The organism is Lactobacillus sp. CA30L, assembly GCF_059900845.1.
The window spans coordinates 25375-38271 of the sequence record NZ_JBWXGB010000001.1; the positions used below are offsets into that span (position 1 = coordinate 25375).

9 protein-coding genes, 1 tRNA gene and 1 pseudogene are annotated in these 12897 nt (G+C 50.3%); all 11 read left to right on the top strand.

Going from position 1 to position 12897, the window contains the following annotated elements; all coding sequences use genetic code 11:
• The first annotated feature begins 152 nt into the window (after positions 1-152).
• The 11 genes and pseudogenes from AC2JF8_RS00140 to pcrA all read left to right on the top strand — a co-directional run bounded on the left by AC2JF8_RS00140 (position 153) and on the right by pcrA (position 12853).
• Positions 153-1433: an SLC13 family permease gene (locus tag AC2JF8_RS00140; protein ID WP_500760071.1), complete on the top strand. Its 1281-nt coding sequence runs from the start codon at positions 153-155 to the stop codon at positions 1431-1433.
• Positions 1434-1451: 18 nt separating this feature from the next.
• Positions 1452-2933: an FAD-dependent oxidoreductase gene (locus tag AC2JF8_RS00145; protein WP_500760074.1), complete on the top strand. Its 1482-nt coding sequence runs from the start codon at positions 1452-1454 to the stop codon at positions 2931-2933.
• 253 nt (positions 2934-3186) lie between these two features.
• Entirely contained in the window at positions 3187-4326 is a 1140-nt protein-coding gene (locus AC2JF8_RS00150) for a CDP-glycerol glycerophosphotransferase family protein (RefSeq protein WP_500760077.1), read from the top strand.
• Positions 4327-4340: 14 nt separating this feature from the next.
• Complete coding sequence (locus tag AC2JF8_RS00155) at positions 4341-5771, top strand: oligosaccharide flippase family protein (RefSeq protein ID WP_500729683.1); 1431 nt, start codon at positions 4341-4343, stop codon at positions 5769-5771.
• 1 nt (position 5772) lies between these two features.
• Positions 5773-6471 (top strand): glycosyltransferase family 32 protein, encoded by a 699-nt coding sequence (locus AC2JF8_RS00160; protein ID WP_500760080.1) that lies wholly within the window; start codon positions 5773-5775, stop codon positions 6469-6471.
• A 1-nt stretch (position 6472) separates the two neighbouring features.
• A pseudogene (locus AC2JF8_RS00165) lies at positions 6473-6935 on the top strand (SprT family protein).
• A gap of 123 nt (positions 6936-7058) precedes the next feature.
• The gene (locus tag AC2JF8_RS00170) at positions 7059-7742 is read left to right on the top strand and encodes a MarR family winged helix-turn-helix transcriptional regulator (protein ID WP_500760082.1); all 684 of its coding nucleotides are present in this window, start codon (positions 7059-7061) and stop codon (positions 7740-7742) included.
• 79 nt (positions 7743-7821) lie between these two features.
• Positions 7822-9573: an ABC transporter ATP-binding protein gene (locus AC2JF8_RS00175; RefSeq protein WP_500760085.1), complete on the top strand. Its 1752-nt coding sequence runs from the start codon at positions 7822-7824 to the stop codon at positions 9571-9573.
• A gap of 74 nt (positions 9574-9647) precedes the next feature.
• Positions 9648-9732 (top strand) — tRNA-Leu (locus AC2JF8_RS00180).
• 154 nt (positions 9733-9886) lie between these two features.
• The gene (locus AC2JF8_RS00185) at positions 9887-10534 is read left to right on the top strand and encodes a glycoside hydrolase family 73 protein (protein WP_500729689.1); all 648 of its coding nucleotides are present in this window, start codon (positions 9887-9889) and stop codon (positions 10532-10534) included.
• A gap of 75 nt (positions 10535-10609) precedes the next feature.
• Positions 10610-12853 carry a DNA helicase PcrA gene (pcrA, locus tag AC2JF8_RS00190; protein WP_500760087.1) on the top strand — a complete coding sequence of 748 codons (2244 nt, stop codon included), beginning with the start codon at positions 10610-10612 and terminating at the stop codon, positions 12851-12853.
• Positions 12854-12897: the final 44 nt, after the last annotated feature.

Genomic DNA, 12897 nt, shown 5'->3' on the forward strand with positions numbered 1-12897 from the left:
TCAGAAGAAAGGGGTATTTGATTTGTGCATCAAAATGAGACAAAACATATTATAAAATTCTCTTATTTATATTTTTATAAAAATATAAATAAGGGATCTTAACAGTCCAATGAGTGGGATCATATGTTTCAAAGATAATTAAGGAGAAAATTATGGATCCAATGATTATAACGCTGCTGATCTTGTTAGCAGTAATTATCGCTTTCATTTCAGGGAAAGTTTCAATCTCGATGATTGGCGTCTTGGTAATGTTTGCATTAGCTGTTTTCCAAATATTGCCACCAGAACGGGCATTCGGGAACGTGACTAATACGTCTGTCTTGCTCTTTGCTGCCATGTTTGTCCTCGGCAAAGGCATTCAGAAAACTTCAATAATTACTAAGGCGGCGGAGTTTGTAAAACGCTTCAAGGATAAGCCCAGATTGTTGACGTTTTTCACCTGTATTATTGCAGCCCTGCTGGCAATTATCTCTAATGGCACTATTGCTTTAGTCATTATGTTGCCAATCCTGTGCGGAATTTGCGACGACATCGGATTGTCCCGAAGCAAAATTTTGTATCCTTTTGAGGTGACAGCAGTTTCTGCGGCTGGTGCTTGGTTTTTAGGCGTTGGGGCATTAAACATGTCTTGGTCTAGTGTAATGATGAAGCTGGGTGCGAAAGCTTCGGTCAACATTAACGATTTTCTGATTGCCCGGCTACCCTTTTTGGTTGTAGTTATTCTCTACATGACCTTTATTGGTCCCAAATTATTACCAGATAAGGATAATGCCGAGCTTGAAAAGCAGTCGCCAGAATATTCGGTCAGCAAGAAAGCCGAACCGCTGTCTAAAGGGAAAAACGCTGCTGGAATTATGATTAGCGCACTAACGATTGTGTTGATGGTGCTGTCATCATACATTCACGTTCAGTCCTATATTATTGCTATTGCCGGTGCCATACTACTAGTTTTGACGGGCGTCTTAAGCAACAAAGAAGCTTTGGGTGCCTTGAACTTGAACATCATCTTGCTGATTGCCGGTATGCTGGGCCTAGCCGATGCGCTGCAGGCAACTGGTGCCGGCAAGATGGTCGGAAACGCAATGGCGGGCGTTGCCAAGGGCATTAGCAACCCGTTCCTAATGATGGGATTATTCTTCCTGGTAACGCTGGTAATTGCCAACTTAGTTGGCGGATTAGCTGCTGTATCTATTCTGGTACCGCTGTGGACTCTGACCTGTCTGCGCATGGGACTGGATCCGCGGGGGGCGGTGCTAGCTGCAGCAACCGCAAGTTCCTTTAGCTTTCTAACGCCGATTGGCGGACATAGCCTGCCGCTAATAATGGATGCTGGGGGCTATAAGTTGAATGACTTCTTGAAATGCGGGCTGCCGCTAGCAATCATGCTTTGTGTTGTCGGGTGCTTTGTGACCCAATTAATGTATCCACTTTAATGTTTTAGGAGAAAAAAGATGAATAATAATTATGATGTAGTTGTTGTTGGTGGGTCCAATGCGGGCGGTTTTGCCGCTGCTGCTGCTGCCGAACAAGGTGCCAAGGTCTTGCTTATTGATAAGACCAGTACGGTAGAGCATTTATACCGGCATTGGCTAGGCGGGGTCAATACCAAGGCGCAGGCAAGGGCCGGCGTGCACATTGATAAAAATGACCTGGCTCAGTATCTGACGTCCTTTACCCAGGATAACGCAGACCAATCCTTGATTTGGGCTTGGCTCAATCACTCAGGCGAGACGGCCGATTGGCTGGAAGAAAAAGTTTTAAAGCCGCGCGGTGAACACCTCTACAGTGAACCCGATGCACACTATGAAACTTTAATCAATAAGGCCTTTCCGACCGAGCACCACGTTACAAAAGATGACCATTCTGATGATAAAGACTATGGCAACTATCTGATTGAATATGCACAGAAACTTGGAACAGACGTCAGGTTTAATACCAAAATGGAACACCTATTGACGGATAAGGAGGGCAGGGTAACCGGTATTCAGGTCAAGGACACTAAGACGGGTGCAACTTATGATATTAGTGCTGCCAAGGGCGTAATCCTATGTACCGGGGGCTACGGTGCAAATAAGGAATTGCTCAAGAAGTGGAATCCAACGATTTTCAAGAAGTGCTGCTACACCCAGAGCCCACGTGACGATGGTTCTGGCATCCTGGCTGCGCTAGAAGTGGGCGCAGTTAAAGATGATGAAGCTGCTTCAATTATCTTCAACCGTGGTGCGGTGCCCGTTGGAACAAGCAGCAAGGAGACTTACACAATTGATTGGCGCAATCACCAGTACAATATTGGCTCCTTCCCGTTTTTAAAGGTGAATTTAAAGGGGCAGCGCTTCTTTAATGAAAGTGCGCCATACCAGTTCGATATGAATGCACTGATGCACCAGCCGGGCAACATGGAAGTCTTGATTTGGAATGAGCAAACCATGGATCGCCTGGCAGAATTCCATACGTTGGGCTGCTCCCGGGTTGGTTGGCCTGGCAACAAGGAAGTTGCAGGCCGCAAGGAACAAAACGAGGAGAAGATCAAGGAGGGACTTGTCCAAAAGGCAGATTCGATTGAGGAATTGGCTGAGAAGCTGCAATTGCCGAAAGAGCAGCTGGTGAAGACCGTTGAGCGGTATAACGAATTAGCCAATAAAGGTGTTGATGAAGATTTTGGCAAGGAAAAGTCGCGTTTGCTCCCTGTAGAGGGTGCTCCGTACTACGGTGCTTGGTTCAGTGGCGTTCTGTTGGCAACCTTAGACGGACTCCAAATCAACGACCATATGCAGGTATTGAACAGCGACAATGATCCGATCAAGGGCTTGTATGCGGCTGGCAACTGTTCTGGTGGGTTTTTCTGGGGTTCATATGAAGACCGAGTACCGGGATTAACCTGCAGTCATGCCCAGACTTTCGGCCGTTTGGCAGGAAAATATGCTACTGAATAAATTTAATACCGTGTGATTAAAAGAGAAGACTACTTTTCGGTCTTCTCTTTTTGCTATTTGCAAAATGTCTAACTAAATGGAGGAGTGGATGTTGAGCGTGGTTTGGTTCGTTGTGCTTACCGTTCATGCATTCGCGCAATGCGTTTTTAAATCTTTATTCATTAAAAAACTAAAAAATAACGCTAAAAAGCTTGAGTTTGCTCAGGCTTTTTCTGTACCCTTAAGTGAAGCAAAAAAGTGGGGAAATCAAAGCATGAAGAATTTTTTATTTCGGTTGTATCTGCGCCTGATGAAGTTGGGGGCGCGACTAACTAGAATTAATGAAAAAAAGGTTGTGGTTCTAAACGGTGCCGGCAGGTCGGGGTCAAACGGCTACCTGTTTGCCAAATACATGCGGGCCAATCATCCTGATTATGATGTGTGTGTGGTTGAGCCCTGGCCATCTTCGCACCTGCCGCTCCAAGCCTGGCTGGAAATTGGTCGGGCAAAGTTTGTTGTCACGACGCATTCACCGTTTAAGATCCACCCGCAGCAGGTTAACATTCAGTTCTGGCATGGGATTCCGCTTAAGCGGATGGGCATCATGGCGGGCAATACCAAGCAGCGGGATAATCACCGCAACGCCAAATTGTGGCAGCGCAATGCTGACGTTGTCTGTTCAAGTTCAGACTTGTATGAAACACTGATGAGTGCGTGCTGCGCGATTGCAGCGTCTAGATACCAAAAAGTGGGCTTTCCCCGGGTTGATTTTTTGCAAAAGCCGGCCGTTACCAAGAAGCAGCTGCTCCAGGAACTGTTTCATCAAACTGATGAAACTGCTGCTATCGGCATCTACATGCCGACCTTTCGTTACGAAATGGAAGATGAGCAAGTTGAGGCGCAGCTTAAGTCGGGCAATTTTTTGACCCTGCCTGATTTTGATGTAGCAAAGCTGAATGATGCACTAAAGGCGCAGCACCAATACCTCGTGGTAAAGCTCCATCCGTATGAGATGCGCTTTTTGGCTAATTATGCAAGCTCCTATTCCAACCTGGCTTTTCTCAATAATGATTACTTTTCCCAACATGATTGTGACCTCTACGAGGTGCTTGGGGTCACCGATTTTCTGGTCACCGACTTTTCGTCGGTCTACTTTGATTACTTAAATTTGAAGCGCCCCGTAATTTTTGTTACGAATTATTTGCAGCAGTACGAAAAGGTACGCGGCCTGCTCATCGGGCCATACCAAAAGGTCGTGCCCGGTCCGTGCGTGAAGACGCAGGCGGAGCTGCTTGCGGCCCTGCGCGGGCCTGATCACTACCAGCAGAAGCGCCAATACTGGCTTGATTTGACCAACCAGCTGCAGGGCGAGTCCGCTTGTGCCAATGTTTTTGACTTAATTAAGCAACGGTAAAAAGGGGATAAATCGTGAAGAAAACTTTTTTAAACATTATGTATAATGCCATCTACCAGATTTTCCTCGTTCTAGTGCCCCTGATTACGGTGCCGTACCTGTCGCGGATTCTGGGCCCCCAAACCTACGGCATCTACAGCAACGTCAACAACATCGTGCAGTTCCTGATGATTTTTTGTACGCTTTCAGTCTCATATATTGGGATGCGCACAATTTCGCAGACGCGGGCCTTCGGCAGCAAGGCGGATTTGACGGAAGCATTCTGGGGCCTGTGGTATTTTCAGGCCTTAGCCGGCTTGGTGACCATTTTGCTTGTGCTGGCGACTGCGAGCCTTTTCCATGTTAAATACTGGAATTATCTGATACTAATGGTGCCCTACCTGATTTCGGCGCAAGTCGACATCTCGTGGTTCTTCCAGGGACTGGCCGCCTTCGGTCGCGTGGTTTTGAAAAACACGGCGGTGAAGCTAGTTTCAGTTATCTTGATTCTGCTTTGGGTCAAGAGCCCGAGCGACTTGGGCAAGTATATGCTTATCATGTCGGTCTCCACGATGCTGGGTTCCTTTGTCTTCTGGTTTGACATTCACCGCTACGTGGATGGTCCGGTAAGGCACTTCTACCAATCTCAAACAACGATTAAAGCAATTATCACTTTGCTAATTCCCCAGATTGCCACCCAAATCTATACGTCACTGGACAAGCCGCTTTTGGGTCTCTTTCAGAATTCGACGCAAGTGGCCTTTTATGACAACTCGCAGCGCATTGCCAACATGGTTTTAGGCGTGGTTACCAGTATTTCTTTGGTCATCATGCCCAAGATGGCTGGTGAGGGCCAGAAAAAGCAGCGGGTAATCCTCAAAAAGTCGCTTGAGGCGACCGTCATGTTGGGTACACTGTTTGCCGTTATCATCATGGCCAACACGAAGGAATTTGTCCCGTTCTTTTTTGGACCCAAGTTCATTCCGATGACGCCGCTCATGTTTTTCTTTGCCCTGACTATTGTCATGATTCCGACTGGCGGGGTGTTTGCCAACCAGTTTGCACTGGCCAATCACCGCGACCGGGACTATGCCCTCCCCTTGATTATCGGAGCGGTTTTAGAAGTTGTCCTGAGCTACTTTCTTGATCGTTTTTATGGTGCGACCGGTGCCATGGTCGCCATTTTGGTGACAGAGCTGATTGTTCTTATTTTGCGTCTGTGGATCGTGCGCGATGGCTATGACTTTAAGTATTCCTTCCGTGAAGTGCCCAAGTACCTGCTTATTTCCGTACTTGTTCTGGGAGTCGGCATGCTGCTTCCGCGGCTGGTTTCCTCGGCCTTTTTAAATATGGCACTCAAGTCAATCATCATGTTTGTTCTTTACATAGTGCTCATGTTCCTAATGAAGTTGGACTTTAATCAGGATATAATATTGTTGTTTAAGAAATTTTTTACAAGGGGCTAAAATGATTCCTAAAATTATCCATTACGTCTGGGTCGGCGGCAATCCCAAACCGAAAAACATCCAGCGCTGCATGAAGACCTGGCGCAAACACCTGCAGGGTTATCAGATTATTGAATGGAACGAGCAGAATGTCGATATCCATGAAAACAAGTACGTGGAAGAGGCATACCAGGCCAAGAAGTGGGCCTTTGTTTCAGATTATATCCGGGCCAAGGCCATGTGTGAAATGGGCGGCATCTACCTTGATACGGACGTCTTGGTTTTGGATGATCTAGACAGCCTGCGTTTCAACCAGGCCTTTGTTGGCTTTGAGAATCCGGCAAATCCCTTCACGGCGGTTTTTGGCGCGGAGAAGGGCCACCCGCTTGTGCGTGACATGCTGGACTACTACGATGACCGCAACTTTTCCTTTGATAAAAACAATCAGCTGGCGGGCGTCAATACGGTGTCCGTCTCAGACCTGTTAAAGAACAGGTATGGGGCCATCCCCAACAACAAGGAGCAGCTGCTAAGGGACGGCATTCACGTTTATCCCGATGGCGTTTTGTGCAATCCGTCCGCAAACTCCAAGACGATCCATGTGTTCACCGGCACCTGGATGGAGGGGGAGAAACCACTGAAGCGCAAACTGGTAACCGCGCTCAAAGTCAGGATTAAGACGCGCGCCGAGGCGGCCCTCTACGCCCGGATTTTTAGGTAAAATGAGCGAAGAAGAATTGCAGAGGCTGGTCGAAAGGATCTCGCTTGAATATTTTGCCCGGCCCTTTGGCCATGAGGTCAAGATCAACCGGCGCATGACCACGACGGGGGGGCCGCTACCACCTGCACGACCACCACATTGAAATCAACGCCCATTTTTTAGCAGAGCAGCAGAGGGCCGCACTGGTTGGCATTATTAAGCACGAATTAACGCACTATCACCTGCACGTGCTGCGGCGGGGCTACCGGTACCGCGACCAGGACTTCAAGGAACTGCTGAAGCGCGTGGGCGGAAGTCGCTATGCGCCGGATATTGGTCTGGGGCGCAAGCAAACCAGGAAGTATTTGTATGCCTGCTGCACCTGCGGGCATAGGTTTGCGCGCGTGCGCCGCGTTGATTTGCGCCGCTACGTTTGTGGCCGCTGCGGCGGTCGCCTGCGCCTAATAAAGCAGGCGGCAAAATGACGAAATAGTGCTGCGATTGGTAAGCAAAGTGATTGACAAAAAATAACGCTGCTCCTATACTTTTTACATAATATTAGGTACCTAACCTTTTTAAAAATAAGCGAAGAGCAAAGGAGTCATGTTATGAGTCAAGCAAGTGATAATTTAATGAAACGACTGCACTTTATCATGCGTGCAAGTCGCTACTTCATGTTTCAGAACAAGCAGCCGCTGGCAGGACAAAAGCGGGTCTTGGCGGTTCTTAAGCTTGAAGACGGGCTAACCCAAAATTATTTGGCTGAGGTCCTGGCCCTGCAGCCGGGCTCGCTCGCAGAATTGCTTAAGAAGATGGAGGCAAAGGGTGAAATCACGCGTGCGTCTGATGACCAGGACCGCCGGGTCAAGCGCGTCTATTTGACCAGTGCGGGCCGCAAGGAGGCCGAGCGCATCGACGAGTGGGCAAACAAGCAGGACACCTCGGCCTTCTTCAACGGTCTTAGCGCCACTGAACAGGAAGAACTCAGCAATTACCTAGAGAAGATTGCCAACGGCTGGGACGATGACTTTAAGGAACAAGCAGACAGGTTTGTGGATCCCAGCTACCGCATGTGGGCGATGAACAAGTGGCATAAGTGGGCTGAAGAGCACAACTGGTCTGCCGATGAGATGCGGGCGGCGTGCCACCACGCGCGGGGCATGCACCACCATGGCTGCCGGCCGGGGAGCGAATCTGCTGATGCAGAGGGCGGAACCTGCCCGAATCAGCGCATGCGTCCGCCACGCCGTGACTTTTGGCGCGAGTTTTGGGATAATGATAAAGAGTTATAATAAGCTAGGTTAAAAGAAAAAGTTTTTCAATTTATGAAAAGCTTTTTTTAGATTAAGGCACAGAAAGTTGGTAAGCAGATTGACTCACAGGTCCCCGCAGAACGGCAACAAAACAGTTAAATTACGTGATTTCTTGCGGTTATTAAGCAGTTTGAACGTGCGCAAGTCCTTATTTATCGTTGGTCTACTCTTTAGTTTGATTACCAGCGGCGCCAACCTGGCTTTGCCGCTCTTGACGCGTAATTTAGTGGACACGAGCAAGTGGGATGATTTTAACTATGCCAATCTGCTTATCATCGTTGTGGTCTTTGCCGTACAGCTCCTTTTGGGCACGCTCGGCGGTTTTATCCTCCGTTACTTCGGGGAAAGCGTGGTCAAAAAATTGCGCAACCGGCTGTGGCGTCACTTGCTGAAACTACCCGTCTCCTACTTTGACGAAAACAAGGCGGGCGAGAGCAGCTCAAGGCTGGTCAACGACACAGAAGTGATCAAGGGCCTGGTCGCCGAACAGTTCCCCAATTTTATTACCGGAGCGATTCAGCTGCTCTTTTCGCTAGTAATATTATTTGTGATGGACTGGCAGATGGCGGCGCTCATGTTTACCATTGTCCCCGTTGTGGTCTTGGTGCTGTTGCCGATTGGGAGGATCATGGCCCGTCTTGGCCGCAAGCTCCAGGCGGCGACCGCGGCCCTGAGCGGTGAGGTCAGCGAGAAGCTTTCCGACGTGCGGCTGATTAAGGCCAGCAACGGTGAGCAGTTTGAGGAAAAGCGGGGAAAGAATTTAATCGAAAAGATCTTTCAGATTGGCGTGACCGATGCGCGTGTGGCCGCAATTTTGCAGCCGGTTATGACCACCCTGATGACGGCTACCTTTATGGGCATCCTGGCGTTTGGGATCATTCGGGTGGGGCAGGGAACGCTGACCAGCGGCGCACTGGTTGCTTTTTTGCTCTACCTCTTTAATGTTATTGCGCCCGTGGCAACGTTTGCCACGTTCTTTTCCCAGATTCAAAAAGCGCTGGGATCAACCGCACGGATTCAGGCAATCTTGAATATCCCACCGGAAAAGAGCCTGACTGGCCATGACTTTGCCCCGGATCACGAAGCTTTGACTGTACAAAATCTTAGTTTCAGCTACCGCCGGGATAAGCCGGTTTTACGGGACGTCTCCTTTGTCGCTCAGCCCAATACCGTAATCGCCTTTGCTGGTCCGAGCGGTGGGGGCAAGTCGACTATTTTTGCTTTGCTGGAGCGTTTCTACCAGCCGACCGGTGGCCAAATTCTGCTGGGCGAGCACGACATCCAGGCAATTAACCTGTCTAAATGGCGGTCCCAGATTGGCTATGTCTCCCAAGACAGTGCGATTTTTTCCGGAACGATTCGTGCCAACCTGCTATATGGCCTGCAGCAAAAGCTGACGGACAGCGAATTGTGGCGCGGATTGAAGTTAGCGCACGCCGACCAGTTTGTGCGCGACTTTCCCGACCGGCTGGAAACGGAAATTGGTGAGCGCGGCGTCAAGCTCTCGGGCGGACAGAAGCAGCGCCTGGCAATTGCCCGGGCATTTCTGCGCAATCCCCAGATCTTGATGCTGGATGAGGCGACGGCCAGCCTTGATTCCGAATCGGAAAGGCAGGTCCAAGCGGCACTCGATCAATTGATGGTCAACCGCACGACGCTGGTGATTGCGCACAGGCTGTCCACGATTGTGAATGCGGATCAGATTTACTTTATTGAGCAGGGCCAGGTCACAGGGCACGGTACGCACCGCGAATTGATGAAACACCACAGGCTGTATGCACGCTACGTGAATGAGCAGATGGTCGATTAGCATTATTTTTTATAAAAATATGGCGGAAGGACTTGTACTCGGCTCGCTTTTGGGGTATAGTAATGAATGTGTTTGCGGGCATGGCGGAATGGCAGACGCGCAAGACTAAGGATCTTGTGATCGTTTTAGATCGTGGAAGTTCGAGTCTTCTTGCCCGCACTACTTAATGGAGCTTTTGAGCTCCATTTTTTTGTGCCTAAGTGAGGCCCTTGTGGTTTAACGTCTGCTTTTATTTTAAAAATTAATTACATTGCATAATTTGAGGCTGCGAGAGGGTATACTGGTAGTATTGATTTAGGGGCAAAGGGTAATTATGGCAAGAAAACGCAAAGGCAGAAAACAATCTAATGGGCGAATCATCATTCGCACCTTTATCATTCTCTTTCTACTGATTGTCGCGTTTGTCGCCTTCAGATACTACAGGCGCCAGGCAATCCAGTCCGAGCAGATTAGGCAGGAGCAGTTGGCCCGCGAAGAGGCCAGGCAAAAGGTTATTCGGCAGCACAAGGCCTTTATTAACAAGATTGGTCCGATTGCCAAAGAGGTCAACAAATCCTTTGAGCTGCTGCCCAGCATCACGATTGCCCAGGCCTGCCTGGAAAGCGACTACGGGCAAAGCAGCCTGTCGCAAAAGTATAACAACCTGTTCGGCGTCAAGGGCACGAACCCCAACACGTCTGCCATCTTGACGACCAAGGAATACGAGAAGGGCAAGTGGATCGTGGTCAAGGCCCGCTTCCAGATCTACGACTCATACGAGGCCTCGATCCGTGCCCACGCACGCCTCTTTCAGAAGGGAACGAGCTGGAACGCCCGGCAGTATAAGCACGTCCTGGCGGCTGAAAACTACGAGCAGCAGGCGTATGCACTCGTCAAGGACGGCTACGCCACCGACCCCAACTACGCGGAAAAGCTGATTAAGCTGGTTGAGCAGTACCACCTCGACCGCTTCGACAAATAAGGGCAACTAGTAAAAAAGCTGCCTTCTTTTTGGTACAATTAAATAGTTATAAAGTTTTTGGCGAAGGGAATTAGAATGAGCGAAGAAGCAATTTTGACAGGGTTAAACCCGCAGCAAAAAAAGGCCGTCAAGATAACCACGGGGCCACTTTTGGTTGTTGCCGGTGCGGGTTCGGGCAAGACCTCGGTCTTGACCCGGCGCATCGCCTACTTGGTTGAAGAAAAAGGGGTGCTGCCGTGGAATATTTTGGCCATCACTTTCACCAATAAGGCCGCAAGCGAGATGCGGGTGCGGGAGCACAAGCTGCTCGGTGCCCGGGCCGATGGCATCTGGATGTCCACCTTCCACGCTTTGTGCGTGCGCATTCTGCGCCGCGACGCAGAGAAGATTGGCTACAATCGAAACTTTTCGATTGCCGATCCGGCCGAACAATTGACGCTGGTCAAGCACATTGAAAAGGACCTGAACATCAACCCGAAGATGTACGAACCGCGGGGCATTTTGGCGGCTATTTCCAACGGCAAGAATGACCTGCTTACGCCTAAGGCGTTTGCGGCCAGCAACTCCGCGCCCTTTGACAAGGTGGCGGCGCAGGTCTACCGGGAATACCAAAGACGCCTGCAGCACGATCAGATCATGGACTTCGACGACCTGATTATGCAGACACTGGTCCTGTTTAAAAAGGATCAGGCCGTTCTGCATTACTACCAGAACAAATTCCGCTACCTGCTGGTCGACGAGTACCAGGACACGAACCAGGCCCAGTACGAACTGTGTCATGAACTGGCGGCCCAGTACAAGAACATCTGCGTGGTCGGGGATGCGGACCAGTCGATCTACGGCTGGCGCGGGGCCAACATGGAAAACATCATGAACTTCGAGCAAGACTACAAGGATGACGGGGTTCAGACCGTTAAGCTTGAGCAGAACTACCGCTCGACCGGCCATATTTTGGCCGCGGCCAACGCGGTGATCAAGAACAATAACAACCGTAAGGACAAAAACCTCTGGACCGACCGGGGCGATGGGGCCAAGGTGACCTACTACCGGGCCCAAAGCGGGGACGATGAGGCCCACTTTATTCTGTCCAAGATTCAGGAAGAGGTTAAGGAAAATAAGCGCTCCTATAAGGACTTTGCCGTTTTGTACCGTACCAACGCACAGTCGCGGACAGTCGAGGAGGCCTTCGTAAAGTCGAGCGTGCCCTACCAAATTGTCGGTGGCCATAAGTTCTATGACCGCAAGGAAATCATGGACATCATGGCCTACCTCAAACTGGTAGCCAACCCCAGCGACACGATGAGCTTCAACCGCATCGTCAACACGCCCAAGCGCGGGATTGGCCAGGTCAGCGTGAACAAGTTTATGAATTTTGCCCAGGACAATGGGTTGACGCTGCTCGATGCGTTCAGCCACATTAACATGGCCGGCTTATCAACGCGGGCCGGTGCCAAGCTGGGCGATTTTGGGGCCAAGCTGCGCGATGCAATCAACTACGCGCCAACCCACAGCGTGACCGGTCTGACGGAAAAAATCCTGCAGGACTTTGACTACACGGATGCTTTGAAGAAGGAGCGCACAATTGAGGCCGAGACGCGGCTGGAAAACCTGGACGAGTTCCTCTCCGTGACCAAGCAGTTCGACGACCAGCTTGATGAGGACAACGATAACGAGAGCGTGCTCAGCGACTTCTTGGCGGACGTTTCGCTTTTGAGCGACCAGGATGACCTGGAAAACAACGACGACCAGGTTGCACTGATGACCCTGCACGCAGCCAAGGGACTGGAATTCCCCGTCGTTTTCCTGGTGGGCATGGAAGACGGGCTGTTTCCGCTATCGCGTGCCCTGCTGGAGGACGACCAGCTGGAGGAAGAACGACGGCTGGCCTACGTCGGCATCACGCGGGCCAAGCGCAAGCTGTTTTTGACCAACGCATACTCACGCATGATGTACGGCCGCATGCAGAACAATCCGCCCTCACGCTTCCTGGAGGAAATCGACGCCCGGGACTTAGAGCAGGAGAGCGCCGTCCCGGAAAACTTCGCCGCGGGCAATTTTGCTGTGCAGACCGCCCCGTTTGCCAATAAGGACGAGCGTGCGCGCGCCCAGGTCTACACCCCGCGCGTTAAGCCCGCTGGGGCCGTCGGTGCGGAGAAGAAGGGTTGGAACACCGGCGACCAGGTCGACCACAAGTCCTGGGGCCGCGGCGTTGTGGTCAAGGTCAACGGTAAGGGCGAGGACATGGAACTCGACATCGCCTTCAAGGACAAGGGCATTAAGCGGCTTTTAGCAGCTTTTGCCCCAATTAAAAAGGTATAATAGAGTTGGTAAGCAATAATTAATTTTTAACCGGGAGGAGCAAA